Here is a 26,180-nt window from a genome sequence, read left to right on the forward strand (position 1 = left end):
AAACGCTAGGATGTATTGTCCGATCAATGATTTAGACGGGACTGGTGGCTATGGGTGGACTCGAACCACCGACCCCAGCATTATGAGTGCTGTGCTCTAACCAGCTGAGCTACATAGCCATTGGGAACCCGCCGCGGGGGATCAGAACGATCACGGGTGGGGCGCGGCAGTTTAGTCGTCTGGACTCGTCTGTTCAAGCCTTGAGCTTGCCGTGGCTTCGCGCGCCGTGCTTGAATCGACGTGACGGGTACGGTCCCGTGCGGCGCTGCGCCGCGTGATCCGAGGACGCGAGATGATTGACGCTGATGGTTATCGACCCAACGTGGGCATTGTTCTGCTGAATGCAGACGGCCAGCTGTTCTGGGCGCGCCGGGTCAATCGCGATGGCTGGCAGTTTCCCCAGGGCGGCATGCGCAGCGACGAGACGCCGCTGGAGGCGATGTACCGCGAGCTGGAGGAGGAGACGGGTCTTTCCGAGCACGATGTCGAGGTGGTCAGCGCCACGCATGGCTGGCTGCGTTATCGCTTGCCGGGCCGCTACGTGCGGCATCACCAGCGTCCCACGTGCATCGGCCAGAAGCAGGTCTGGTTTCTGCTGAAGCTGGTGGGTGGCGAGGAGGCGTTGAAGCTGGATGCGGGCGAGAAGCCCGAGTTCGACATCTGGCGCTGGGTCGATTTCTGGTACCCGGCGGCGCATGTGGTGAACTTCAAGCGGCAGGTCTACGAACGTGCCCTGCGGCAGTTCGCGCCGCTGGTGGAAGGCCTGTTCCAGGTGGATCTGGGCACCGCGCCGCCGCGCGAAAGCACCGCGCCAACGCCGCCACAGGGCGGTCGCAAGGTGGCCTGAGCGTCATGCTCACCTTTTGTTGTTGACAATCATTCGCATTCGCGTTCTTATACGCGCCATGTACGTCTGCATGTGCAACGCCGTTACCGACCATGACATCCGCCGCGAGGTGGCCGATGGCGTGCGCACGTTCGCCGAGCTGCAGGCCCGCACGGGTTGTTCCGATTGCTGCGGCTGCTGCGAGCCGGAGGCCCGCGCCATCCTGCAGCAGGCGCTGACCCAGGTGCCGTTTCCGCTGCCGCTCGTCGCTGCCTGAAACCCTCTTCTTGCGACACGCGTTTGCCGCATCGCTGCGATGCATCGGCAAACCATTCCCGTTCGCGTTTCGCCCCGCTGCCGATGACCTTTGTATAGTCGGCGGGTCGTCAACGGAGAACTGCCATGAAGGGTGATGCCAAGGTCATCGAGTTCCTGAACAAGGTGCTCTACAACGAATTGACCGCGATCAATCAGTATTTCCTGCACTTCCGCATGCTCAAGGACTGGGGCTACACCGAGCTGGCCGAGCACGAGTACAAGGAATCGATCGAGGAAATGAAGCACGCCGATCACCTGATCGAGCGGATCCTGTTTCTCGACGGGCTGCCGAACCTGCAGCATCTTGGCAAGCTGCGCATCGGCGAGAACGCGCTGGAATCGATGCAGGGCGACCTGGATCTGGAGCTGGCCGCGGTGAAGGATCTGCGCGAGGCGATCGCGTACAGCGAAGGCATTGCCGACTACATCAGCCGCGACCTGTTCAAGAACATCCTGCATGACGAGGAAGAGCACATCGACTGGCTGGAGACGCAGTTCAGCCTGGTGCGCGACATCGGCGCCGAGCGCTACCTGCAGAGCAAGATGCAAAGCTGAAGCCCATCGTTGTGACCTGTGGCGCTTTTCCGGAGCGCCGCCAGGCGGCCAACCTTGACCGCCTCGCCGTGGCGACGCTATACCTTGGGTTTGCCGGGGGAGTCACATGGCCTCACGACCACCACCGCGCTTCGTGGTGCGGCCGCATCGCGAGCGGCGTTATCGGGGATTCTGGCTGGGCCTGGCCTGGCTCGGCAGCGTGGTGCTGGCCGGTGCGCTGGTGGCATGGCTGACGTCGCACGACGCGCCCGCCAGTGTCGACCACCGCCAGCAGCGGGCGTTGAACGCGCAGATCGAGCAGCTGAAACAACAACTCGCCAACCTCGAAAGCGCCGCGCGGGTGAACGAGGTAGCCACCCGCTCCCTGCGAAATACGCTGACCCAGCGCGAAACCGAGCTCAGCAGCCTGCGCGCCGACCTCGGCTTCTATTCCCGCCTGGTCGGCGGCGAAGGCCAGCGCGCGGGGCTGCAGGTGCAGGGTGTGCGGCTGCGGCCCATTGCCGGGTCGCACGGCTGGGACATCGGCCTGAGCCTGTCGCAGAACACCCGCCGCGGCAGCGACATCAGCGGCGCCGTCACGGTCAGCGTGGAGGGATTGCGCGGCGACAAGGTCACCCGGCTGGATTGGGCAGCCCTGGGTGACGCCGACCAGAAGGCCGGCATTCCGTTCAAGTTCCAGTATTTCCAGCAGCTGCGCGGCACCCTGGTGCTGCCGGCCGATTTCCGTCCCACGCGGCTGCGCCTGCATATTCAGCCCGAAGGCCAGCCCGCCATTGTTCGCAGCGTCGCCTGGAGCGACGCGCTCAGCGGCAACATCAATACCGTCCTGGGAGACAACGATGCTCAACCGTAAGCGCCGAGAACGCCACCAAGCCAGCGACGACACCAGCCTGATCGCCCGCGGCACCGTGATCCGCGGCGACCTCTGCTTCCGCGGCGCGCTGCACCTCGATGGCCGCGTCGAGGGCACCATCGTGGCCGAGGGCGAGGATGCGATGTTCACGCTCAGCGAGCACGGCCAGGTCGACGGAGAGATCCGCGTGCCGCACGCGATTCTCAACGGCCATGTCACCGGCGACGTGTGGGTGACCACCCGGCTGGAGCTGTCGGCGCAGGCGCGCATCGACGGCAACCTGCGTTATCACACGCTGGAAATGGCCGCCGGCGCCCAGATCAACGGCAGCATCAGCCGCGAGGGCGACGGCGGGGAAGCCACCGCGCCGCACGAATTGCCGGCGCCCGCCGAAGCAGAAGAAGCCGTATCCGCCTGAGCCGGCGAGCGCGATGGTGCCTCGCGCGCCACCCGCGTTCATGGAGGCGGAGGCCGTCGCGGGTATGCTTGTACCGTCCCGCAACGACCCCATCTGGAACGTCATGAACACTTTCGTCGCCATTCCCGATTACCGCAGCGCCAGTGCGCCGCTGCTGTTCACCGCGGCGGCCGCCAGCAAGGCGCATGAGTTGATCGCCGAAGAGGGCAACCCCGACCTGAAGCTGCGCGTCTACATTTCCGGCGGCGGCTGCTCGGGTTTCCAGTACGGCTTCACCTTCGACGAGGCCCAGGCCGAGGATGACCTGGCGGTCGAGCGCGAGGGCGTGACCCTGCTGTGCGATCCGTTGTCGCTGCAATACCTCACCGGCGCGCAGATCGATTACGCCGAGAACCTCAGCGGCGCGCAGTTCGTCATCAGCAACCCGAACGCCAAGACCACCTGCGGCTGCGGGTCGTCGTTCTCCGCCTGAACGGCCCACCTCGCATGGACCGGGCCAGCACGCCGCCACCCAACACCTTTGCCGGGCTCAGCCTGGTGCTGGACCGGGTGGCCGAGCGGCGCGACGACCACGCCTGGATCGACGCACAGGCCCGATCCGGCGACGCGCGTTACCTGCTGCTCGACGCCGCCGGCGATACCCTGCTGCAACGCGACCGCCAGGCCCTGCGCTGGCTCGACGTCACCGAGCGCGAACAACGACTGGGCGACGTACCCGCCAGCCTGCTCGGCCTGATCGACGGGCGCCCGCATTTCGTGCTGGCGCTGGATGACGCCGCCCGCACCAGCGCGCTGGCGGTTTCGCTGGGGGCGCCTTTCGCCAGCCTGCGCCACTCGGCGCTGCAGCTGCCGATCGAAGAAGCAGCCTTGTTCGCCTACGCCAAGGGGCTGGTGCACTGGCAACGCGAGACCCGTTACTGCGGTCGTTGCGGCGCAACGCTGCGCCTGGTCAGTGCCGGTCACCGTGCGCAGTGCAGCAACGCCTCGTGCGCACGCATGCATTTCCCGCGCACCGACGCGGCGATCATCGTGATCGTCGAACACGACGGCGCCTGCCTGCTGGGGCGGCAAGCCGGCTGGCCGGTGGGCCGCTATTCGACGCTGGCCGGCTTCGTCGAACCGGGCGAAACCCTGGAGGACGCGGTGCGGCGCGAAGTGGCCGAGGAATCGGGCGTGCTCGTGGACGAGGTGCACTACCACTCCTCGCAGCCGTGGCCGATGCCCGCCTCGCTGATGGTGGGCTTCACCGCCACCGCGCATTCACGCGAGATTGCCATGCGCGATCACGAGCTGGAGGAAGCGCGCTGGTTCACTCCGCAACAGATCGCCGACGCGCTGGCGGACGGCAGCTTCCTGCCCTCACCGCCGCTGTCGGTGTCCTACCGGTTGCTGGCGCACTGGCTGGAACGGCGCGGCGGCATGGATCTGGACGACCTGGTCGCCGCGGCCGGGCGGTAGATCCTGCTCACTCGAATCCGCAACGCGGCTGACGACACGCGTTGAAGTTTCAGCCGTCCAGACGGCGGATCGTCCCTCGCTTACAATGTGTGCCATTCGTCCGCGAGTGTTTGTCATGGCCATCAGCCTGCTCATCGTCCTCATCGCCCTTGGTCTGCTCCATCTGCGGCCGCAGCTGGCCCGCTGGGGTGGCGACCGGCCGTTTCGCCGATGGGTGCGGCAACTGGGCGACACCAGTGGCGTGGGGCGTGTGGCGCTGGCGCTGCTGTTGCCGCTGGTGCTTTGCGCCGCGGTGGCCTGGCTGCTTGGGCGGCTGCCGCTGGCTGAACTGTGGCAGATGCTGTTTGCACTGGCGGTGCTGCTGTATGCGTTCGGCCCGCGCGAATTCGAGGCGGACCTGGAAGCGATCGTGCAGGCGCCCGACGGGCTGCAGCGCGAAGCCACGGCGCAGGCGCTGACCGAGGATGGCGAGACGGTGACCTGGCAGGCCGCGGCGCTGGGCGAAGCGGTGGCGTACGCGGCCTTGCGCCGGCGCTTCGGCGTGCTGTTCTGGTTTTTCCTGTTCGGCCCAGTGGGCGCGCTGGCGTACCGGCTGGCGCAGACGCTGGGGCGTGATCGTTCGCTGCAACTGGACGACGCCAGCGCGGTCAGCGCGCGGCATGTGGCCAATGCGCTGGACTGGCTGCCGGCGCAATTGCTGACCCTGACCCTGGCGGTGGTCGGTCATTGGGAGGCCGTGATCGGCGCATGGCAGCGCTGGCACGCCCAGGCCGCCACCAACAGCTGGTACAGCGTGGGGCCGGGCTTTCTCGGTGCGGCCGCCCGCGCCGATGCGATCAGCGACATCGAGGGCGGCGACGGCTACGCCGAGGATCGCACCGACCCGCTGGCCGAGCTGGTGCGTTTGCGCAGCGCTTTGCTGCGCGCCTTGCTGGCGTGGCTCAGCGTGGTGGCGTTGGTGGTGATCGGCGGCTGGGTGGCCTGAGGCCGGGATTCGGGATGACCAGCCGTTCGGCTGTTGGAAGCCGGGATTCGGGATTCGGGATTCGGGATTCGGAGAGCGTCGCCGCGCAGGCCTGCTACGCCAGATCGCCGCGTAGTTCGTTGACGCGTGCTTCCAGTGCTTCGGCGCTGGCTTCAATCGGCTCCAGCGGTGCACCAGCGACCAGTTCCACCCGCGCCCGGAAGCGGCGCGGCAGGCGCGCGCGGTGCAGCCTTGAATCGCGCCGACTCCACACGCTGCCCCACAGGCCACGCAGCGCCAGCGGTACGACTGTCACCGGGCGACGCGCCAGTATTTTCTCCACGCCCGGTCGGAACGGCGCGATCTGGCCATCGCCGGTCAAGCCGCCTTCGGGGAAGATACACACCACTTCGCCCGCCGCCAGCGCGTCGTCGATGGCGTCGTAGGCTTGCTGCAGCACCGCCGCATCCTCTTTGTAACCCGCAATGGGAATCGCCTTGGCGGTGCGGAAGACGAAGCTCATGAGCGGGATCTTGAAGATCTTGTAGTACATGACAAACCGCACCGGCCGCCGCAGGTTCGCCATCAGCAGCAGCGGATCCATGTAACTGACATGGTTGCACACCAGCAGCACCGGGCCGTCCTCGGGAATGTGCTGCAAACCGTCGGCACGCACCCGGTACAGCGTGTTCACCAGCACCCAGGTGATGAAGCGCATCAGGAACTCGGGCACCAGGGTGAAGATGTAGGCGGCCACCGCGATGTTGAGCAGCGCGGCGGCCAGGAAAATCTGCGACGCATCCAGACCGAGCGCCCCCAGCCCCAGCCCGAACCCCGCCGCCAGCACGATCAGCAAGGCGTTGACGATGTTGTTGCCGGCGATGATGCGCGACAGCTTTTCGCGCGGCGCCCGCGCCTGCACAAAGGCGAACAGCGGCACCACGTAGAAACCGGCAAACACGCCGATCAGGGTGAGGTCCAGCGCGATGCGCCAGCTCCCCGCGCCGTGCAGGAAGGTCAGCCAATCCACACCGCGCACCGCCGCCATGCCGTGTCGCGCGAAATACAGATCCACGCCGAACACGGTGAGCCCGAACGCGCCCAGCGGCACCAGCCCGATCTCCACCCGCTTGCCCGACAGCCGCTCGCACAGCAGCGCGCCGATGCCGCTGCCGACCGAGAACAGGGTCAGCACCAGCGTATTCACCGAACCGTCGCCACCCAGCGTTTCGCGCGTGTAGTTGGGCAATTGCGCGATCAGCACGGTGCCGAAAAACCAGAACCACGAGATGCCCAACACCGCGTTCCACACGGCGCGATCCGCGCGCGTGATGCGCAGCACGCGCGCCGTTTCACTGAACGGGTTCCAGTTGAATTTCAGATCGGGCGCGGTGGCCGGCGCGGCGGGAATCCTGCGGCTGACCAGATACCCCGCCACCGCCACCGCGATGGTGGCGCCCGACGCCAGCAACGGGCCCACGCCGGCCACCAGCATCAGGGCATTGCCCGCGATCATGCCGATCAGGATCGCCAGCTGGGTGCCCATCTCCACCAGGCCATTGCCGCCGACCAGTTCAGCCGGCTTCAGTGCCTGCGGCAGGATCGCGTACTTGATCGGCCCGAACACGGTCGAGTGCATGCCCATCATGAACAACACCACCAGCAGCAGCGAGAGGTGATGGGTATAGAAACCGATCGCCGCGACCACCATCGCCGCGATCTCGAACAACTTCACCCAGCGGATGATGCGCGTCTTCTCGAACTTCTCCGCCAGCTGCCCGGCCGTGGCCGAGAACAGGAAGAACGGGATGATGAACAAGGCCGGCGCGAAGTTCGTGTACAGCGACACGGTGTAGTCGCCCAGCCCCATCTGGAACGCCACCAGCATCAGCAGCGCATTGCGGAACGCGTTGTCGTTGAACGCCCCCAGCGCCTGCGTCCAGAAGAACGGTGCGAAGCGACGCTTGCCCAGCAATGCGAATTGGCTCATGCGAATCCATGGCAGGTGGGTGGGGGTGTCGGGTGCTTTCTGACGTTATCTTGAGTCTGGGACAAGAGCGCCCTCATCCGCCCTGTCGGGCACCTTCCCCCGCAGAGCGGGGGAAGGAAGCTGGCTGTTTTTCGAGGGGTCCGATCGCTCCCTTCCCCCGTGCAACGGGGGAAGGTGCCCGGCAGGGCGGATGGGGGCGCTTTTCGCCACACAATCGATCTCCCTCCAGAACCCCAACACCAATGCAGTACGACCCGCCCGCAGGCCCAGCGCAGGCTCAATCGCGGTGCAACGCCCGGTGCGCGATGTCGCGGCGATGGAACGCGCCTTCGTAGTGGATTTTCTCGATGGCAGCGTAGGCGTGTGTGCGGGCGGCGGCAAGGTCGTTGCCGAGTGCGCAGACGGTGAGCACGCGGCCGCCGGCGGTGATCGCGCGGCCTTGTGGGTCGAGTTTGGTGCCGGCGTGGAAAACCTTGACGTCGGGCGCGGCGGTAGCCTCCAGCCCATCGATAACGTCGCCGCTGCGCACCCGCGCCGGATAGCCTGCGGCAGCCAGTACCACGCCGATGGCGGGGCGGCGGTCCCAGCGCGCGCTGACTTCATTCAGACGGCCATCCAGCGCGGCGTCGATCAGGCCCACCATGTCCGATTTCAGCCGCATCAGGATCGGCTGAGTTTCCGGGTCGCCGAAGCGCACGTTGTATTCGATGACCTTGGGATTGCCCTGCTTGTCGATCATCAGCCCCGCGTACAGGAAGCCGATGAACGGTGCACCTTCCAGCGCCATGCCGCGCAGGGTGGGTTCGATCACTTCCTTCAGGATGCGCTGCTCGACTTCCGGCGTAACCACCGGCGCGGGCGAATACGCGCCCATGCCGCCGGTGTTGGGGCCCATATCGCCTTCGTCGCGACGCTTGTGGTCCTGGCTGGAGGCCATCGGCAGGGCGTGGCTGCCGTCGCTCATCACGATGTAGCTGGCTTCTTCGCCGTCCAGGAATTCCTCGATCACCACGCGGGCGGAGGCGTCGCCGAAGCTGTGCGCGCCCAGCATGTCGTGCAGGGCCAGCTCGGCATCGGCCTGGGTCAGCGCCACCACCACGCCCTTGCCGGCGGCCAGGCCGTCGGCCTTGATCACGATCGGCGCGCCATGCTTGCGCACGTACGCCAGCGCCGGCTCCAGCTCGGTGAACACCGCGTAGTAGGCGGTGGGAATGTTGTGCCGCTGCAGGAAATCCTTGGCGAACGCCTTGGAGCCTTCCAGTTGCGCGGCGATGGCGCGCGGCCCGTAGATGCGCAGGCCCGCATCGCGGAAGCGGTCGACCACGCCGGCCACCAGCGGCACTTCGGGGCCCACCACGGTCAGCGCGATGCCTTCGTCACGGGCCAGTTTCAGCAGGCCATCGAGATCGGTCACGGCCACGTCGGCGTTGCGCACGCCCGGCTCGCGGGCGGTGCCGGCGTTGCCGGGCGCCACGATCACTTCGCTGACCCGCGGCGATTGCTTCAGCTTCCACGCCAGCGCGTGTTCGCGACCGCCGCCGCCGATGACGAGAACCTTCATGTACTGCTCCGATACAGATGCGCGCCGGCGCGGCGCCGTCGCGCATTGTAGGGCACGCTGCGCCCTGGACGTCGGCGCGGTCAGTTTGGCGAATGGCCTTCGCCGGCCGTTTGCAGCAGCGCCAGCAACGCGGCGCGCGGCAATTTTCCGGTTTCGTTGCGCGGCAGCGCGTCCACCAGCCGCAGCGGTCGCGGCAGGAACAATGGGTCGATCGCGCGGCGCAGTGCATCGAGGATCATGTGCTCGTCCAGCTCCGGCGCCACCACCACGGCCGCGATGCGGCGCACGCCGATGGTGTCGGCGTCGTCCAGTTGCAGCATCACGCCGTCGCGCACGCCGGGGATGGCCAGCAGGCGGCGGGTGAGATCGGCCAGCGAGGCGCGCTTGCCGGCAATTTCCAGCAGGTCCGCACGACGACCGCGCAAACGGAAACGCCGACCTCCATCGTGCAGGCTGACCAGGTCGGCCAGCGCCACCGCATCATCGAGCTGTGGCGCGTCGACCAGGGTGCCGTCCGGCTGCGGGTGCAACTGCACGCCGTCGAACAGCGACCACTCCTCCTGCACGCTGGCGCGGCGGCTGGCGAACACGCAGGTCTCGGTGGAACCGAACACCTCCAGCAAGGGCGCGCCGAAACGCTGCTCGGCGGCCAACGCCAGTTCGCGCGACAGCGGCGCCGTGGCCGACACCATCGCCGCCAGCGGCGGCAGCGCGATGCCCGAGTCGACCAGGGCGCGCAGGTGCACGGGCGTGGTCACCAGCACGCGTGGCGCGGGCACCTCCGCCAGCGCCGCCGCCACGTCGGCGGGAAAGAACGGCCGCCCGGCATGGATGCCGATGTCGCCCAGCAAGGGCAGCAGCACCGACATCTCGATGCCGTACATGTGCTGCGGCGGCACCGTGGCAACAACCTCGAACCGCTGGCCCAGCTCGGCGCGCAGCATCTGCAGGTTGCCGGCGGTGCTGGCGTGGAAGCTGCGCCAGGTTTTCCGGTTGGCGCTGGGCGCACCGGTGGAGCCGGAGGTGTAGCCGATCGCCACCACCTGGTCGGCATCGATCAATGGCAACACGAAGTCGCTGCTTTCGACCATGGCCTCCAGTGGCGACATCCTCTGGTAGCGCGGCGGCGCCACGTCCAGCGGCAGGTCGCCCAGCACATGGCAACCGGGATGCGCGGCCATCACCTCGTCCACCGCCTGCGGCGCGCGCGAGGAGGGCAGCAGGTTGGTCTGGCCGCGCAGCACGATGGCGCAGAACGCCACCAGGAACGCGTAACGATCCTCACACAGGTTGACCGTCGCCGCGGTGGCCGGCAGCTGCGCCGCCACCTGCCGCACGTGGCCCAGGAATTGGGCGGCACTGACCGCGGCGCCATCGCGCCAGGCCACCGTGCGATCGGCGGCAGTGGCGAACAGCAGGGGCAGCCGGCTGGGCGCCTCCTGCTGGAATGTGTCGTAGACAATGGCCAAGCGGGGTTCTCCTGTGGCATCCCGCCGATCGGCAGGTGCTTCCGTGCGGACGGTTCAGCGGCGAATTATTGCGCGGCGGCTCAGTGCCGAACAGTGGCGCCGGTGAGGGCGTCGCGGATGGTCGTGGGGCGGTCCTGCTGTCCCAGCGGCGCGTCCAGCAGCCCGTCCAGTGCGTCGCCGAAATAGCTGGCTACCGTATCCGCCGTGCGAGCCGGTGCGCTGCCGTGCGGGTTGGCGCTGGTGGAAACCAGAGCGCCGCCGTAGGCGCGGCACAAGGCTGCTGCCGGTGCGTGGGCCGTCACGCGCAAGGCGATGCCGGCGTGCGCGCCGGCGATCCACACGGGAATGTCGGCGGCGCGCGGAAGAATCCAGGTATGCGGCCCCGGCCAGCTGGCCTGCACCTGGGCCAGCACGTCAGCAGGGACGGCAGCGCGGTCGATGTAGCACTCCACCTGCGCGAAGTCCGCCGCGATCAACAGCACGCCTTGCGTGGGCGGCCGCTGTTTCAGCGCAAACAGGCGTTCGAACGCCATCCGGTTGCGCGGGTCGCAGCCCAGGCCGAACACCGCTTCAGTTGGATACGCCAGCACGCCACCGTCACGCAGCAGCGCGGCGGCGGCATCGACCTGGCTCCCGGCAAAGCGCTGCAACACTCAGGCCTCGCCCGCACCCGAGGTGCCGGAGGATTTGGCTGGCGTCTTGCGTGCCGCGGTTTTCTTCGCCGCGGTTTTCTTGGTAGCCGTCTTCTTGGTCGCAGATTTCCTGGCAGCCGTCTTCTTGCTGGCGACCTTTTTCACGGCGGCCTTTTTCGCGGCCGGCGCCTTTTTGGCGGCCACTTTCTTGGCGGCCGTCTTCTTGCCGAAGCGGCCTTTCTTCACCGGCGCGGCGGCCAGCAGTTCGAGGCATTGGGCTTCGGTCAGCGTCTTGGGTTCCTGGTCCTTCGGGATCCGCGCGTTCTTTTCGCCGTCGGTGATGTAGGGGCCATAGCGACCGTTCAGCACCTGCACGCCATTGCCGAAGTCGAGGATCAGGCGGTTGGCCAGCATCTCCAGTTTCTCGGCCACCACCTGCAGCGCACGGGGCAGCTCGATGGTGTACGGATCATCCTCGGCCTTGAGCGAGGCGTAGGTGCTGCCCTGCTTCACGAACGGCCCGAAACGGCCGATCGCCACGCTGACCTCGTCACCGTTCGGCGCGGTGCCCAGTTGGCGCGGCAGCTTGAACAGCTCCAGCGCGTCGGCCAGGGTGATGGTGTGCATGCTCTGGCCGGGGCGCAGGCTGGCGAAGGTGGGCTTTTCCTCGTCGTCCTTGGTGCCGATGGCCGCGTACGGCCCGAAGCGGCCCAGCCGCACCGACACCGGCTTGCCGGTTTTCGGATCGGTGCCCAGCTCGCGCGCGCCGGTGGCCTCGCTGCGATCGACCGATTCGGTTTTCTCGTCCACCTGCTGCTTGAACGGCACCCAGAAGCGCTCCATCAGCGGCACCCAGGCTTCCTCGCCACGGCTGACCGCGTCCAGCTCGTCTTCCATCTTGGCGGTGAAGTCGTAGTCGACGTACTGGGTGAAGTGCTGGGTCAGGAATTTGCTGACCGCGCGGCCGACATCGCTGGGCTTGAAGCGGCGGCTGTCGAGGAACACGTATTCCCGGTTCTGCAACACCTGGATGATGCTGGCGTAGGTGGACGGCCGGCCGATGCCGTGCTCTTCCAGCGCCTTGACCAGGCTGGCTTCGGAGTAGCGCGGCGGCGGCTCGGTGAAATGCTGATCGGCGGCGATCTCGTGCAGCGGCACCGCCTCGCCTTTTTCCAGCCGCGGCAGGCGCCGGCCTTCGTCGTCGTCGTCGGCCTTCTTCTGGTCGCTGCCTTCCTCGTACACGGCCAGGAAACCCGGATCGACCACCGTGGTGCCGCTGGCGCGGAACGAGGCATCGCCACCTTCCACATGCGGCAGCGCGAATTCCACCGACACGGTATTCAATGTGGCGTGGATCATCTGGCAGGCCACGGTGCGCTTCCAGATCAGCTCGTACAGCTTGCGCTGGTCGTCGTTGAGGTACGCCGACACGGCTTTGGGCGTGTACATCGCCGAGGTGGGACGGATCGCCTCATGCGCTTCCTGCGCGTTCTTCGACTTGGTCTTGTACACCTGCGGCGCGTCGGGCAAGGCCTTGGCGCCGAAGTCGCGGGCGATCAGCTGGCGCAGTTCGGCCAGCGCGTCGTCGCCGAGCATGGTGGAGTCGGTACGCATGTAGGTGATCAGGCCCACGTTGCCCTCGTCGCCCAGCGCCACGCCTTCGTACAGGCCCTGCGCCACCTTCATCGTGCGGCTGGTGGTGAAGCCGAGCTTGCGCGCGGCCTCCTGCTGCAGGGTGGAGGTGGTGAACGGCGCGGCCGGACGGCGCTTGCGCTCCTTGGAGCTGACGTCGCTGACGGTGAGGCGACCGCGCGCGGCCTGTTTCAGCGCGTCGCGGGCGGCCTGCGCATCGGCCTCGTTGGTGAGGTCGAACTGCTCGAATTTCTTGCCGTTGAGGCGCGACAGGCGGGCGCTGAAATCACCCTCGGCATGCTTGAGCTGGGCTTCGATGGTCCAGTATTCGCGCGCCTTGAACGCCTCGATCTCCTCCTCGCGCTCCACGATCATGCGCAGCGCCGGCGACTGCACGCGGCCGGCGGAAAGCCCGCGCTGCACCTTGCGCCACAGCACCGGCGACAGGTTGAAGCCGACCAGGTAATCCAGCGCCCGGCGCGCCTGCTGCGCATCGACCAGGTCGTGCGACAACTGCCGCGGCGCGGCCACCGCGGCCTTGATCGCCTTGGGCGTGATCTCGGAGAACACCACCCGGTGCAACTGCTTGCCCTTGGTCAGGCCACGCTCGTTGAGGATCTCGCTGATGTGCCAGCTGATCGCCTCGCCTTCGCGATCCAAGTCGGTCGCCAGATAGATGTCGTCGGCCAGCTTGGCTGCCTTGGCGATGGCGTCGACATGCTTCTCGTTGCGCTCGATCACCTCGTAGGCCATGGCGAAGCCGTGTTCGGTGTCGACCGCGCCCTCCTTCGGTCGCAGGTCACGCACGTGGCCGTAGGAGGCCAGGACCTGGAAGTCCTTGCCGAGGTATTTGTTGATCGTCTTGGCCTTGGCCGGCGATTCGACGATGAGCAGGTTTTTTGCCATGAAGCTGGATTTCCACAAACGTAAAGACCGCCGCTGGGCGACGGGCGCATATATATAGTTGAAACCACGCCGGGCGGGCGACTGTCAAGCCAAATCACGCCGGCCGCGCGTTCAGCCCGGCAGTTGCTGGTAGCGATTGCCGGGCAGCGTCTCGACGCGTCCCTGCAATTCCAGCATCAGCAGCATCGAGGAAAGCGCCGACGCCGTCTGACCCGTACGCTGCACAAGTTCGTCCAACGTCGCCGGATCATGACCGAGCGCCCCGCATAAGTCGCGATATGCCGGATCGTCAGGTGCTACCGAAGCGGCATCGCCAACGCTGGCGGCCACGTCCGTGCTGCCCAGCCGCGCGGCCAACTCGCCGCCAAGCATGCGCGCTGCCGGCGTCAATGTCTCGATAATTTCGGCGGCCGTTTCCACCAGCCGGGCGCCGTCGCGGATCAGCCGATGGCAACCGCGGGCCAGCGGGTTGTGGATGGAGCCGGGCAGGGCGAACACCTCGCGCCCTTGCTCGCCGGCCAGCCGGGCGGTGATCAGCGAGCCGGAACGCAGGCCCGCCTCGACCACCAGCGTGCCCAGCGACAAGCCGGCGATGATGCGGTTGCGCCGCGGAAAGTGGTCGGCGCGGGCGCCGGTACCTGGTGGGAATTCGCTGATCAACGCGCCCTGCGCGGCGATGCGCCGGGCCAATCCATGGTGCTTGCGCGGATAGACCCGGTCGGGCCCGGTGCCGATCACCGCCAGCGTGCTGGCGCCGGCATCCAGCGCGGCCGTGTGGGCGGCGCCATCGATGCCGTCGGCCATGCCGCTGGTGATGGCGAACCCGGCCTGCGCCAGCGCCCGGGCAAACGCACTGGCGTGGGCCATGCCCGCCACGCTGGCGCTGCGCGCGCCGACGATCGCCACTTGCGGCAGCAAGGCGAGGCCCGGATTGCCGGCCACGAACAGGGCCGCGGGCGGCTGCGGGATGTTTTCCAGTTGCGGCGGGAAATCCACGTCGGTACAGCGCAACAGGTGGTGATCCGGCTCGGCCAGCCAGGCGATGTCGGCAGCCAGCCGCGCCTCGTCGGGCGCATCCAGCCAGGCCCGGGCTTCATCGCCCAGCGCGGTTCGGTGGCGATGCAGGTTTCGCAGTACGGCATCGATGTCGCCATCGGTGGCGTCGAGCCGCTCGCGCAAGCCGCCCGGCCCCAGGCCCGGCGTGCGCAGGGCGGTAAGCCAGGCGCGCAATTCGTGTGTTTCGTCCATGCCCCGAAGTTTACGCAGTCACCCCAAACAATCACGGCGCGGTGGTAGCCGCGCCGTGGTGTCAGGCAATGTCGCCGGGTTTCGCCGCCGGGACTACTCCGGCATCGCCAGCTTGTCGTTCTTGTGCACCGGCCGCAGGCTGTCCATCACCAGGCCGTAGCTGACCCGGTCGAAGGTGCGGAACACCATCACGTGGCCCACGAATTCGTCCGGCAGGGTGACGCGGGAACCCACGCCACGGCGCCAGCTGCTGCTGGCCACGTCGTCATGGATGTTCTCGCCGGGGCGGTAGATCGAGAAGGTCTGGCCGTTGTCCACGCCATCCTTCGCACCGACCGACAGCGCCACCACCTGGCGCGAACCCACCGCGTCCAGCGCATCGGCGAAGCCGATCACGTGGGAGTCCTGGGCAATGGACTTGGGCGGATGCGGGTAGAAGTAGGGGTCGTACGGCGCGTCGTCGATCGGCAGCACGCGGTCGCCGCTGCGGATCTCGCGGGTGGAGTCGAGCAGCAGCAAGGTGGACGGATCGCCCGTGCGCAGGGTTTCAGCGGTGCCGATCACGGTCACTTCCACGCCCATGTCCTGGCCGCGGCCCATCTGGCCGTCGTGGCGGGAATCCTCGCGCCACGGCGCGTTGACCATCGCCGCGTTGCTGTCCAGCTCATGCGCGAAAATGCGGCTGTCGGCGTCGCCCGGGTCGTCCTGCTCGAAACCGCGGAAGACGTGGCTGGGCCGCACGATGGCCCAACGCTGGCCCGGCGTGGCCTGCAGGCCACGAACGTAGATGTTCTGGCCTACCGCGCCGCGCAGCCGGTTTTCCTCCAGCCCCACCACGTAGGGCGCGGAGCTGACCTCGTTCGAATTCATCACGCGCAGGTCTTTCAGGAAGGTGCGCAGTTCCGACAACGGGATAGCCGGCACCGCGTCGCCTTCACGATGCACGCTGGGCTGCAGGCGCAGCGACGGGCCGTTGATGAAGGACAGGTTGAGCACGTCACCCGGATAGATCAGGTGGGGGTTGCGCACCTGCGGATTGGCCTGCCAGATTTCCGGCCACAGCCAGGGCTTGACCAGGAAACGGGCGGAGATATCCCACAGCGTGTCGCCACTGCGCACGGTGTAATTGTCGGGATGATCGGTGCGCAGTTGCGCGCCTGCTGCGTAGACGGCCACGGTTACCAGCAAGCCGGCCAGCAGGACGATGGTTTTTTTGATCATTGTTGGGAATCCCCCTCCCCTTATGCTCGGTCGAGTGTAGCTGAACCCTTTTGACGCGCAACAGTCGTCCGTCGACAAAAATCGTCTGCAGACACGCGCTTGCCGACGTACAATGAGGCACATTCTAAATGGCGCCAGGGCTCGATTTTCACCAAGTCGCCCGCACTTTCGGCGTCGAGGTGAAAAAACCATGTCCGTTCTGTCCATTCTCGAATTCCCCGACCCACGCCTGCGCACCCGTGCCGCGCCGGTAACCGTGTTCGACGCGAAGCTGAAGCAGTTCGTCGCCGACATGTTCGAAACCATGTACGCGGCCAATGGCGTGGGCCTGGCCGCGACCCAGGTCAACGTGCACCAGCGCGTGCTGGTGACCGACATGAGCGAGGGGCGTACCGAGCCGCTGGCGCTGATCAACGCGCAGATCCTGGAAAAGGAAGGCTCGCAGGTTTACCAGGAGGGTTGCCTGTCGTTTCCCGGCCTGTATGCCGATGTCACCCGCGCCTTGAAGGTGAAAGTGAAGGCATACGACGCCGACGGCAACGAGTTCGTCGTCGATGTCGAGGGACCGCTGGCGGTCTGCATCCAGCACGAGATCGATCATCTCGACGGCAAGGTCTTCGTCGACCACCTGTCTGCGCTGAAGCGCGGCATGTTGCTGAAGCGGCTTGAGAAGGCGCGCAAGCAGGCGGCCAGTGCTTGAGTAGCGCCGGCTTGCGGCTGGTTTTCGCCGGCACCCCCGATTTCGCCGTGCCCTGCCTCGAGGCCTGCCGCGCCAGCGGCGCCGAGGTGGTGGCCGTCTATACCCAGCCCGATCGCCCCGCCGGCCGCGGCCGCAAGCTGACGCCCAGCCCGGTGAAACAGGCCGCGTTGGCGGCCGGCATCGCGGTGCATCAACCCGATTCGCTGAAATCCACCGAAGCGCAACAGACGCTGGCCGCCTTGCAGCCGGATCTGCTGGTGGTGGTGGCGTACGGCCTGATCCTGCCGCGCAAGGTATTGGCCATCCCGCGCTTCGGTTGCTGGAACGTGCACGCCAGCCTGCTGCCGCGGTGGCGTGGCGCGGCGCCGGTCCAGCGCGCCATTCTTGCCGGCGACGCGGAAAGCGGCGTCGACCTGATGCAGATGGAAGCGGGCCTGGACACCGGCCCGATCCTGCTGGAACGGCGCACGCCGATCAGCCGCGACGATACCGGCGGCTCGCTGCACGACCGTCTTTCCGCGCTGGGCGCCGACGTGCTCGCCGATGGCCTGCGTTGCCTGCTGGCCGGCAACATGCCGGGCGCTGTGCCACAGGCCGACGAAGGCGTGACGTATGCGCACAAGCTGGACAAGGCCGAAGCGAAGCTCGATTTTCAGCACCCGGCGATCGAACTGGAGCGCCAGGTGCGCGCATTCGATCCCTGGCCGGTCGCCGAAGGCGAGATCGCCGGCGAGCGCTTGCGGATCTGGGCCGCGCAAGCCATCGACATCACACATCACGTGGCGCCCGGCAGCGTGATCGCAGCCAACCGGGACGGCATCGACCTGGCGTGTGGCCATGGCGCACTGCGCGTGCTGGCGGTTCAACGCGCTGGTGGCAAACGGGTCAACGTCGCTGACTACCTCAACGCGCGCCCCGACCTGCGGCGCACGCCATGACGTGCCACCGATGAAACCCGATACCCGCGCACTCGCCGCCAAGGGCCTGGCCGAAGTCGCGTTGCGCGGCGCATCCCTGCGTGACGTGATGGAACGCAACGCACGGCGATTGGCCGACCCGCGCGATCGCGCACTGTTGATGGCCTTGCTCAGCGAAGGCGCGCGCTGGTGGTTGCGTTTCGATGCCGCCGTTGACGGCTTGCTGGAAAAACCACTGCGGCACAAGGACCCGGCCGTGCACGCGCTGCTGGTGTTGGGGCTGGTGCAACTGGAAATCCTGCAGCTGAGCGACTACGCCGCCGTGGCCGCCACGGTCGAGGCGACGCGCACGCTCGGCCGGCCGCAGCTGGCGGGCCTGGTCAACGCCATCCTGCGACGCTGGCAGCGCGAGCGCGACAGCCTGCTCGGCCGTCTCGACGCCAAGCCCCAGACCCGCCACGCGCATCCGGCGTGGCTGGCCGCCGCGTTGCAACGCGACTGGCCGCAACAGGCCGACGCGGTGATGGCAGCGGACAACCGCGAACCCCCGCTGATGCTGCGCGTCAATCGCCAGCGCAGCGAACGCCTGGCACTGATCGAGCAATTGCATGCCGCCGGCTATGCGGCCAGCGCGCACCCGTGGTTGAGCGACGCGCTGGTCTTGCCGCACAGCACCGACGTCACCCGCATGCCCGGCTTCGAGGACGGCTTTTTCGCCGTGCAGGATGGCGCCGCCCAGGTGGCCGCCGACCTGGCCGACCTGCGCGACGGCCTGCGCGTGCTGGATGCCTGCGCCGCGCCCGGCGGCAAGGCCTGCCATCTGCTCGAACGCGCCGACATCGACCTCACCGCGCTGGAGTTCGACGCCGCCCGCGCCGAGCGCATCCGCCAGAACCTGATGCGGCTGCGCCTGAATGCGAAAGTCGTGATCGGCGACGCCGGTGCGCCCAAGGGCTGGTGGAAGGGCCAGCCGTTCGACCGCATCCTGATCGACGCGCCCTGTTCGGCGACCGGCGTGCTGCGCCGTCGCCCCGACGTGCGGCTGCACCGGCGCGAAAGCGACATCGCCGCGATGCACGCGCAGCAGCGCCGCATCCTGGCGGCACTGTGGCCGCTGCTGGCGCCGGCTGGCCGGCTGGTCTACATCACCTGCTCGGTGCTGCGCGCCGAGAACGAGGCCATCGTGGGCGAACTGCTGGCCACTCAGCCCGATGCGCGGGCGACCGCCTTCACCTTGCCGGCGGGCCAGGCGGCCGGCGTCGGCTGGCAGATCCTGCCCGGTGACGGCGACCTGGATGGCATGTATTACGCCGTGATCGAAAAACGGACCCGATGAAAGGCTCAGCTGGCGGTAAGCCGGGGCCAGCTATACAACGCGTCCGTTCGGCTCGATTTGCTATTTTCCAGCCGCTGCCGCACACCGTCTGCCTTCCCCCGGGCGGCACGTCGCTCCACCACCCACCCAATCGCGCAACCGCTGGAACGCAATGGACGCCATGCACGGTACACAGTTGAAGCGATGGGCACTGGCGTGCTGCACCTGGCTGGTGATCCTGGTCCCACTGTCGTTCTCCATCGAAAAACACGTCAGGGTGCTGCCGATTGCACTGCTATTCCTGGCCGGCTTGTGGTTGCTGGTGGGGAACCGGGCGGTGCGCCGCGATTACCGCCATGCCTGGCCCGCGCTGGTTCCCGCGGCGCTGATGGTGGCGCTTTCGGTGGTCAACATCTGGCAACACCAACTCGGCTGGCGCGAGTTCGACCAGTCGGCGCACATCATCATGTACACCGTGATCGCCGCTGTTTTCAGCCTTGGCCTGAGCATGCGCAAGGTCTGGAACGGCTTCAGCCTGACGCTGATTTTCCTCGGCGCGGTGAGCATCGTGCAGCACCACTTCTACGGTGTCCTGCGCCCGGCCGGGCTCAATGGCGGCCCCGCCAGCACGATCGAATTCGCCACCGTCATGCTGGGGCTGACCTTGCTGGCGCTGCTGCAATTGTTGAACCCGAAGGCGACCAGAGGCGAGAAGTGGCTGCATGGCGCCGCCATGGCGCTGGGTATCTATGGCGCGCTGCTGACCCAGAGCCGCGGGCCGCTGCTGGCGTTCGTGCCGGCGTTTGCGTTGGTGATGGCGCTGCATGGCTATCGCAAGGGTTTGCGGCGCCGGCAATGGCTGCCGATCCTGGTGATCGGGATCGCCGCCGCGCTCACCGCCGCTGCCAATCTCGATGGTCGACTGGTCGAGCGCTTCGCCAGCATCAGCCAGGAAGTCAGCTCGTACAACCCCAACCACGACGCCAGGGGCGCCGTGCGCGAGCGGCTGGAAATGTGGCGCACGGCCGTGCGCGCGTTCAAGGAACATCCGCTGGCCGGCGTGGGCATCGACCGTTTCGGCACCTACATCCGCAGCGAAGTGGCGGCCGGGCGCACCAATGTGGCGGTCGCGCAATACGGCCATCCGCACAACGAATACCTGGACGCCGCCGCCACCCGCGGCATCTTCGGGCTGGCGGTGCTGTTGCTGCTGTTCGCGCTGCCGTTCTTCTATTTTTTCCGGCACGCGGCCGATCCCGACGACGCCGTGTCCCGGCCCGCGTACGCCGGCCTGGCGATCGTGGTGCTCTATGCCGTCTGCGCGCTCACGGAAAGCGTGCTTTTCCGGGTGATGTCGCAATCGCTGTTCTTTTTCCTGCTGCTTGGCCTGGCCGTGCGCGTGGGCAACGGGCTTCGCTGCCGGGCCGAGAGAAGCAGCGCGACCTGATCGCCGGGCGACGTCGCATCGATCAGGACGCGACCGCAAACGCTAGACTTCGCCCATCGATCTCCTGCGTTTTCGATACCGCGCCGATGCAGGCCGGAAACGGGGAGTGCTTTTCTGGCGCCGCGGCGTGGCGCCGCGTTCGGGATTTTCCATGGCAAAGCCGTACCGTTACCTGCTTTTCGCCGAGCTGTCGTATGCGTTCGAGATCCTTCGCCCGCTGCAGGCGGCAGCGCTGGAACGCGGCGACGAGGTCGCGTGGTTCCTGAATGGCCCGGTGCCGGGAAACCTGCTTCCGGGCGAACGCTTGCTGCGCACCACGGCGGAAGTGCGCGCGTTCCATCCCGACGCCGTGCTGGTGCCGGGCAATGAAGTGCCGCTGTCGTTTCCGGGGCTGAAGGTGCAGGTTTTCCACGGCCTGGGCATCGAGAAGAAAGGCCACTTCCGCATCCGCGGCATGTTCGACCTGTTCTGCACTTTCGGCCCGCTGACCACCGCGCCGTTCGAGCAGCTGGCGCGGCAGCACGGCTGGTTCAAGGTGGTGGAAACCGGCTGGCCGAAAACCGACGTGTTGTTGCGCACGGCGCCTGCCGCCCGCGCCGAGGGCGATGAAAAACGCATCCTCTACGCGCCCACCTTCAGCCCCTCGCTCACTTCGGCGCCGGCCCTGGCCGCCGGGATTGCCGGCATCGTGGCGCGTCGGCCGTGGCGCTGGACGGTGAAGTTCCATCCGAAGATGGCCGAGGAGTTCGCCGCGCCGCTGCGCGCGATTCATGCCGACAACTACGAGATCGTGTCGACCACCGCGCTGGCGCCGCTGCTGCAGGACGCCGACGTGCTGCTGACGGACACTTCGTCGGTGGCCGCCGAATTCATGTTGCTGGACAAGCCCGTGGTGGCATTCCGCAATCGCCTGCCCGGCCCGCACCTGGTGAACGTGGACGATCCGGCCGCGCTGGAGAGCAGCCTGGAAGCCGCGCTCGGCGGTGACGATCCATCCCGCGAAGCGCGCCGCGAATATGCCCACGCGATGCAGCCACTGCGCGACGGACGCTCCAGCGAACGCGTGCTCGACGCGGTGGAAGCGATGCTGGCGACGGGCCGCGGCGACCTGAAGCGCAAGCCCCTGAGCCTGCTGCGCCGCTTCAAATACTGGCGCAAGCTGCGATGACCGGCGCCGTCGACACCAACGAGGCAGGGATTCGATCGATGAAAAACGTCGTGCTGACCTACGGCACCTTCGACCTGTTCCACATCGGCCACCTGAACCTGCTGCAGCGGCTGAAGGCGCTGGGCGATTACCTGGTGGTAGGCGTGTCCACCGACGAGTTCAACGCCACCAAGGGCAAGCAGACCATCGTGCCGTTCGAGGATCGCCAACGCATCGTGCAGAACATCAAATGCGTGGATCTGGCCATCCCCGAAAGCCACTGGGAGCAGAAGGTTGGGGACATCGCGAAGTACGGCGTGTCCACCTTCGGCATGGGCGCGGACTGGACCGGTCGTTTCGACGAACTGAAGGCGCATTGCAACGTGGTCTACCTGCCGCGCACCGAAGGCATATCCAGCAGCAGCATGAAGAAACTCCTGCGCGTGCTGGACAAGGAACACGTGAACGACCTGCGGCAGGCGTTGAACGTCATTTCGGCGATCATCGACCGCTTCGATTGACCGCCGCAGCGACCCTGGCTTGACTGGTAAAATCGCCGCATGCCCCAGCTTCCCCTGACCCTGGTCGTCATGACCCACAACGAGGCGGCCGTGATCGGCCGCTGCCTGGACAGCGTGCCGTTCGCCGCGGAAAAGCTGGTGGTCGATTGCGGCAGCACGGACGCCACCCTCGAGGTGGCCCGCGCCCACGGCGCCCGCGTGGTGCACCAGGACTGGCTGGGCTTCGGCCCGCAGCGCAACTTCGGCACCACCCAGGCCAGCCACCCGTGGATCCTGGTGCTGGATGCCGATGAATTCCTCTCGCCGGAACTGGCGGGTGAGCTGGCGCAACGGCTTCCGCAGGTGATGGCGTCGGAGGCGGCCGTGGGCATCCTGCGCCGACGCACGCTGTACATGGGCGCGCCGATGCGCTGGTACCGGCCGATGGTGGGCGAGAAACTGGCGCGGCTGTATCACCGCGACCGCGCCCGCTGGCGCGACGTGCGGGTGCATGAATCGCTGACCTGGGACGGGCCGCAGGCATCGTTCAAGGCGCCGTTCGAGCACGAGAACAACCCCACCCTGGTGCACAAGGGCCTGAAGGTGCTGCGCTACGCCGAGCTGAAGGCGCGCGACTGGCAACAGAAGGGCCGCAAGCCGCGCATGTGGGATTGCGCGCTGGTGTTCGTCACTACCTTCTTCAAGGATTACGTGCTGCGCCTGGCCATGTTCGACGGCTGGCGCGGTTTCGCGGTTTCGCAGACCAATGCCAGCTACGCGGTCTACAAGCGCATGCGCTATTACGAGATGTGCCGCAACCCGGCGTCGGTGGCGATGGCCGGCGACGTGCTGATCCGCCACGGTCTGGACCGCTAGAAATCGCCGCCGATCAACGCATGCGAGGACGCGCCCGCGACGCACCGGCCGGTACGATCTGCGGCACCGGCCACGTTGCCGCGATGCGGCGCAGGCTAGAATCGGCTGCCTCTCCACCGTGAGCTTTCCCGTGCCCCTCAACGCCTACAGCCGTCTCGAAAACCTGCGCGCCATGTGGTCGTGGTTGCTGTTGTGGACGGTGGTGGCGCTGCTGGCCATTTTTTCGCACGGGCCGATGCCGCTGTATTCCACCCGCACGCTGGCGGTGGCGTGGGAGATGTTCAACCAGGGCCACTGGCTGGTGCCGTACATCAATGGCGAGCCGTACAGCGAGAAGGCGCCGCTGCTGTTCTGGCTGATCCAGAGCGGCTGGTTCGTGTTCGGCGTCAATGACATCTGGCCGCGGGTGCTGGAGGTCTTGTTCGGCGCCACGCAACTGGTGCTGGTATCGACCCTGGCGCAGCGGTTGTTTCCGAACCGTCCGTGGATGGCCAAGGCGGCACCGTGGATGCTGCTGGCGCTGGGCTACGCGTTCCTGTTCGGCCTGCAGATCATGTACGACGTGCTGCTGGCGGTGTGGACGCTGGCGGCGCTGCTGTGCCTGACGCCGAAGACCCGCCGGGCCGAGCCGCGCTGGCTGCTGTTCGGCATCTGCATCGGGCTGGGCCTGCTGACCAAGGGTCCGGTGATGCTGCTGCACGTGGTGTTTCCGTGGTTGCTGGGCCCGTTGTGGAACGACTGGGCGCGTCAGCATCGGGCGCGCTGGTACGGGTGCGGCGTGGCCTCGTTGCTGCTGGGGGGAGGCATGTTGCTGGCGTGGGCGCTGCCGGCCGGTGCCGCCGGTGGCGAGGCGTATCGGCAACGATTGTTTTTCACGCAGACGGCCGGCCGCGTGGTCGATGAACTGTCCAAAGGCAAGAACCTGCAGAACCACGCCCAGGCAGCATGGTGGTACCTGTTGTGGCTGCCGGCGCTGCTGTTTCCGTTCAGTGGCTGGCCGCGTGCGCCGGTGGCGGTAGCGGCAACCTTGCTGCAACGGCCATGGGGCCGCGGCATCAAGCCCGCGTTGTGGCTGTCGCTGCTGGCGCTGCTGGGTTTGCTGGCGCTGGCGGTGATGCCCGGCGCCTCGCCATGGGCGGCGAAACTGCTGGTCTGCCTGCTGCTGGTGCCGTTGTCGATCGCGTTGCTGCGGCGACCGTTGGAGCCGGGCCTGCGATTCGCCTTGTGTTGGCTGCTGCCGGGCTTTCTGGTGTTTTCGCTGATCAGCGGCAAGCAGCTTTATTACCTGCTGCCGGAGCTGGCCGGGGCGGTGCTGCTGATCGCCGGCTGCATCGCGGTGCTGCGCGAAAGGCATCCCGCGCTGGCCACCCACGGCGGGCTTGGCACCTGGCCGCTGGGCGTGGGCGGCATCGTGTTGGCGCTGTTGCTGTTCGCCATGCCCTTGCTGGTGGCCAACCACGTCCTGACCGGCGACTGGGCGCACGATGTCGCCCCATACAGCCGCTATTTCAGCGTGGTGTTCCTGTTGCTGGGCGGGCTGTTGCTGCTGCGCGGTCGCGGCGAATTGCGGCGTCTGGCATTTGCCGGGCTGATCGGCGTGCTGTCGCTCAACACATTATTCACGCTGGCCTTGTGGCGCAATTACGACATCCGCCCCGCGGCGCGCCTGCTCGGCGCCGTCGAACAGGCGCATCGACCGATCGGTTACCTGGGCAATTACGCCGGCGAGTTCCACTTCGCCGGGCGGCTGACCCAGCCCATCACCGAGTTGTACGGTGACCAGGCGCTGCTGGATTTCGCCCGCGACCACCCGGACGCGGTGGTGGTGACGCACCCGGACGCGCTCGACCCGAACGACCTGCGCTACGCCTTGCTGGTGCAGCCGTTCCGCTCATCGTGGCTGGCGGTATGGCCGGCCCAGTCGCTGGCCGACCTGCGCGAGGGCCACACCCCGCCCGAGCCCAGCCGCCCCACCCAGGTCTACCCGGCCGACGATCGGCGTTACCGGCTGCAACCGTGAGCGCGCCGCTGATCGCCAGCCTGCGCCAGCAATGCGGTGGGCCGCGGGACGGCGCGCTGCTGCGTTTCTCGCTGGGCACCGCACTGCTGAACGACGGCGACGCGGTCGCCGCGATCGAGGAATTGCGGCGCGCGGTGGCGTTCGACCCGGCCTATTCCGCGGCGTGGAAAGCCCTGGGCAAGGCCTGCCTGGCCGCCGGCCAGGAACCGGCCGCCGCCGAGGCATGGCGCAGCGGCATGGCGGCCGCGGCGCAGCGCGGCGACAAGCAGGCGGAGAAGGAAATGGCGGTGTTTCTGCGGAGGCTGGGCTGAGATTCAGCGCGCGTCGTAAGGGCTGGCCCAGCCGTGGCCCGAGAAGCGTTTGTACTGCCACTGATACTGCGCAAAGGCCTGCTCGACGCAGGCCTCCACGCCACGGTTGAGCGCGTTGCAGGCCACCACCGGGTCCGCGTCATCCAGCTGCGGCGGCGCGGGCCGGATATGAATGCGATAGCCCTCGCCACGCGGTAGCCGCTCCGCAAACGCGAACAGCACGGTGGCGCCGGTGCGCGCGGCCAGCCGCGGCAGCAACACCATCGTCAGCGCGTCACGACCGAAGAACGGCACCGCCTGACCCTCGCCCGCCCGCGGCTTCTGGTCGGGCAGGATGCCCACCGTGCCACCCGCGGCCAGCCGCTTGTACAGCGCACGCACACCCGCGCCATCGGCGCGCACCTGCTCGGGCGCCAGCGCGCCGCGCACCTTGCGCAGCAGCGCCTCGATCGCCGCGATCCGCGGCGGACGGTAGAGAATGGCCAGCGGCATCTTGCTGCCCAGCCAGTAATTGAGCAGCTCCCAGCAGCCCAGGTGCGGCGCGGCGATGATCACCCCCTTGCCAGCGGCCAGTGCGTCATCGAGCAGCGCCTCGCCACGCACCTCGCGGATCAGGCCCAGCGAACGCTGCGCGCCGCTGCCCCAGATCTTGATGATCTCGGTCACCGACTTGCCGCTCTCCATCATCACGTCGCGCAGCAGCGCCGCCTGGGCCGCGTCATCGAGTTGCGGCCGCGCGATGCGCAGGTTCACCGCGGTGTTGTGCGCCGTGCGGCCGCCACGCCACAGCAGCAGCCGACCCAACAGCGCACCGGCGCCATGCAATAACCGCAACGGCAGCAGCGCGAGCAAACGCAGCACGAGATAGAGAAGGTAGACGTCGGGACGCATCCACG

25 protein-coding genes and 1 tRNA gene are annotated in these 26,180 nt (G+C 67.4%); 17 read left to right on the forward strand and 9 right to left on the reverse strand.

The features are described from left to right. Positions 1 to 42: 42 nt before the first annotated feature. A tRNA-Met gene (locus ASD22_RS11165) sits at positions 43 to 119 on the reverse strand. Positions 120 to 292: 173 nt separating this feature from the next. Between ASD22_RS11165 and ASD22_RS11170 the strand changes: the two genes are divergently transcribed. The 8 genes from ASD22_RS11170 to ASD22_RS11205 all read left to right on the forward strand — a co-directional run bounded on the left by ASD22_RS11170 (position 293) and on the right by ASD22_RS11205 (position 5,413). Further along, positions 293 to 847, forward strand: coding sequence for an RNA pyrophosphohydrolase (locus ASD22_RS11170; RefSeq protein ID WP_056083082.1), 555 nt, complete (start codon positions 293 to 295; stop codon positions 845 to 847). A gap of 58 nt (positions 848 to 905) precedes the next feature. After that, complete coding sequence (locus tag ASD22_RS11175; protein WP_007082343.1) at positions 906 to 1,103, forward strand: (2Fe-2S)-binding protein; 198 nt, start codon at positions 906 to 908, stop codon at positions 1,101 to 1,103. 125 nt (positions 1,104 to 1,228) lie between these two features. Then, positions 1,229 to 1,699 carry a bacterioferritin gene (gene bfr, locus ASD22_RS11180; RefSeq protein WP_007082342.1) on the forward strand — a complete coding sequence of 157 codons (471 nt, stop codon included), beginning with the start codon at positions 1,229 to 1,231 and terminating at the stop codon, positions 1,697 to 1,699. 106 nt (positions 1,700 to 1,805) lie between these two features. Continuing rightward, the gene (locus tag ASD22_RS11185) at positions 1,806 to 2,552 is read left to right on the forward strand and encodes a DUF6776 family protein (protein ID WP_056083085.1); all 747 of its coding nucleotides are present in this window, start codon (positions 1,806 to 1,808) and stop codon (positions 2,550 to 2,552) included. Continuing rightward, a complete protein-coding gene (locus tag ASD22_RS11190) occupies positions 2,539 to 2,970 on the forward strand; it encodes a polymer-forming cytoskeletal protein (protein WP_056083088.1) in 432 nt (143 codons plus the stop codon). The genes ASD22_RS11185 and ASD22_RS11190 overlap by 14 nt, the downstream gene beginning before the upstream one ends. A gap of 103 nt (positions 2,971 to 3,073) precedes the next feature. Next, positions 3,074 to 3,442, forward strand: a complete 369-nt coding sequence (gene erpA / locus ASD22_RS11195; RefSeq protein WP_007082339.1) for an iron-sulfur cluster insertion protein ErpA — start codon at positions 3,074 to 3,076, stop codon at positions 3,440 to 3,442. Positions 3,443 to 3,456: 14 nt separating this feature from the next. Next, positions 3,457 to 4,428 carry an NAD(+) diphosphatase gene (gene nudC, locus ASD22_RS11200; protein WP_056083090.1) on the forward strand — a complete coding sequence of 324 codons (972 nt, stop codon included), beginning with the start codon at positions 3,457 to 3,459 and terminating at the stop codon, positions 4,426 to 4,428. Positions 4,429 to 4,543: 115 nt separating this feature from the next. Then, on the forward strand, positions 4,544 to 5,413 hold the full coding sequence (locus ASD22_RS11205; RefSeq protein WP_056083093.1) for a beta-lactamase induction protein: 870 nt from the start codon (positions 4,544 to 4,546) through the stop codon (positions 5,411 to 5,413). A 94-nt stretch (positions 5,414 to 5,507) separates the two neighbouring features. On the opposite strand, the gene ASD22_RS11210 is transcribed toward ASD22_RS11205, so the two are convergent. The 7 genes from ASD22_RS11210 to ASD22_RS11240 form a co-directional block, all read right to left on the reverse strand. Then, positions 5,508 to 7,382, reverse strand: a complete 1,875-nt coding sequence (locus ASD22_RS11210; RefSeq protein ID WP_056083096.1) for an MFS transporter — start codon at positions 7,380 to 7,382, stop codon at positions 5,508 to 5,510. Between the two features lie 277 nt (positions 7,383 to 7,659). Beyond that, positions 7,660 to 8,943: a phosphoribosylamine--glycine ligase gene (gene purD / locus ASD22_RS11215; RefSeq protein ID WP_056083098.1), complete on the reverse strand. Its 1,284-nt coding sequence runs from the start codon at positions 8,941 to 8,943 to the stop codon at positions 7,660 to 7,662. Positions 8,944 to 9,023: 80 nt separating this feature from the next. Continuing rightward, entirely contained in the window at positions 9,024 to 10,412 is a 1,389-nt protein-coding gene (locus ASD22_RS11220; RefSeq protein ID WP_056083101.1) for an AMP-binding protein, read from the reverse strand. Between the two features lie 80 nt (positions 10,413 to 10,492). Continuing rightward, positions 10,493 to 11,065, reverse strand: coding sequence for a Sua5/YciO/YrdC/YwlC family protein (locus ASD22_RS11225; protein ID WP_056083103.1), 573 nt, complete (start codon positions 11,063 to 11,065; stop codon positions 10,493 to 10,495). Beyond that, entirely contained in the window at positions 11,066 to 13,582 is a 2,517-nt protein-coding gene (locus tag ASD22_RS11230) for a DNA topoisomerase I (protein ID WP_056083106.1), read from the reverse strand. Positions 13,583 to 13,693: 111 nt separating this feature from the next. Further along, positions 13,694 to 14,830 carry a DNA-processing protein DprA gene (gene dprA / locus ASD22_RS11235; protein WP_056083109.1) on the reverse strand — a complete coding sequence of 379 codons (1,137 nt, stop codon included), beginning with the start codon at positions 14,828 to 14,830 and terminating at the stop codon, positions 13,694 to 13,696. Between the two features lie 93 nt (positions 14,831 to 14,923). Next, positions 14,924 to 16,051, reverse strand: a complete 1,128-nt coding sequence (locus ASD22_RS11240) for a LysM peptidoglycan-binding domain-containing protein (RefSeq protein ID WP_056083110.1) — start codon at positions 16,049 to 16,051, stop codon at positions 14,924 to 14,926. A gap of 190 nt (positions 16,052 to 16,241) precedes the next feature. Here ASD22_RS11240 and def point away from each other — a divergent pair, with 190 nt between their 5' ends. The 9 genes from def (at position 16,242) to ASD22_RS11285 (ending at position 25,284) form a co-directional block, all read left to right on the forward strand. Continuing rightward, positions 16,242 to 16,751 (forward strand): peptide deformylase, encoded by a 510-nt coding sequence (gene def, locus ASD22_RS11245; RefSeq protein WP_056083113.1) that lies wholly within the window; start codon positions 16,242 to 16,244, stop codon positions 16,749 to 16,751. Then, the gene (gene fmt / locus ASD22_RS11250; RefSeq protein ID WP_056083117.1) at positions 16,748 to 17,689 is read left to right on the forward strand and encodes a methionyl-tRNA formyltransferase; all 942 of its coding nucleotides are present in this window, start codon (positions 16,748 to 16,750) and stop codon (positions 17,687 to 17,689) included. Before def ends, fmt begins: the two co-directional genes overlap by 4 nt. Positions 17,690 to 17,699: 10 nt before the next feature. After that, the gene (gene rsmB, locus ASD22_RS11255; RefSeq protein ID WP_056083120.1) at positions 17,700 to 19,004 is read left to right on the forward strand and encodes a 16S rRNA (cytosine(967)-C(5))-methyltransferase RsmB; all 1,305 of its coding nucleotides are present in this window, start codon (positions 17,700 to 17,702) and stop codon (positions 19,002 to 19,004) included. A 151-nt stretch (positions 19,005 to 19,155) separates the two neighbouring features. Further along, positions 19,156 to 20,430: an O-antigen ligase family protein gene (locus tag ASD22_RS11260; RefSeq protein WP_056083122.1), complete on the forward strand. Its 1,275-nt coding sequence runs from the start codon at positions 19,156 to 19,158 to the stop codon at positions 20,428 to 20,430. A gap of 151 nt (positions 20,431 to 20,581) precedes the next feature. Then, complete coding sequence (locus ASD22_RS11265; protein ID WP_082520268.1) at positions 20,582 to 21,598, forward strand: CDP-glycerol glycerophosphotransferase family protein; 1,017 nt, start codon at positions 20,582 to 20,584, stop codon at positions 21,596 to 21,598. A 38-nt stretch (positions 21,599 to 21,636) separates the two neighbouring features. After that, on the forward strand, positions 21,637 to 22,098 hold the full coding sequence (locus ASD22_RS11270; protein WP_056084220.1) for an adenylyltransferase/cytidyltransferase family protein: 462 nt from the start codon (positions 21,637 to 21,639) through the stop codon (positions 22,096 to 22,098). 39 nt (positions 22,099 to 22,137) lie between these two features. Further along, complete coding sequence (locus ASD22_RS11275) at positions 22,138 to 22,953, forward strand: glycosyltransferase family 2 protein (RefSeq protein WP_056083127.1); 816 nt, start codon at positions 22,138 to 22,140, stop codon at positions 22,951 to 22,953. A 130-nt stretch (positions 22,954 to 23,083) separates the two neighbouring features. Continuing rightward, positions 23,084 to 24,973: a glycosyltransferase family 39 protein gene (locus ASD22_RS11280; protein WP_056083129.1), complete on the forward strand. Its 1,890-nt coding sequence runs from the start codon at positions 23,084 to 23,086 to the stop codon at positions 24,971 to 24,973. Further along, on the forward strand, positions 24,970 to 25,284 hold the full coding sequence (locus ASD22_RS11285; RefSeq protein WP_056083132.1) for a tetratricopeptide repeat protein: 315 nt from the start codon (positions 24,970 to 24,972) through the stop codon (positions 25,282 to 25,284). Before ASD22_RS11280 ends, ASD22_RS11285 begins: the two co-directional genes overlap by 4 nt. A gap of 3 nt (positions 25,285 to 25,287) precedes the next feature. Here ASD22_RS11285 and ASD22_RS11290 read toward each other — a convergent pair whose 3' ends face one another. Beyond that, positions 25,288 to 26,175 carry a lipid A biosynthesis acyltransferase gene (locus ASD22_RS11290; RefSeq protein ID WP_056083135.1) on the reverse strand — a complete coding sequence of 296 codons (888 nt, stop codon included), beginning with the start codon at positions 26,173 to 26,175 and terminating at the stop codon, positions 25,288 to 25,290. Positions 26,176 to 26,180 lie beyond the last annotated feature (5 nt).

Origin of the sequence: Rhodanobacter sp. Root480 (assembly GCF_001426645.1) — a bacterium.
Classification (GTDB): Bacteria; Pseudomonadota; Gammaproteobacteria; order Xanthomonadales; family Rhodanobacteraceae; genus Rhodanobacter; species Rhodanobacter ginsenosidimutans.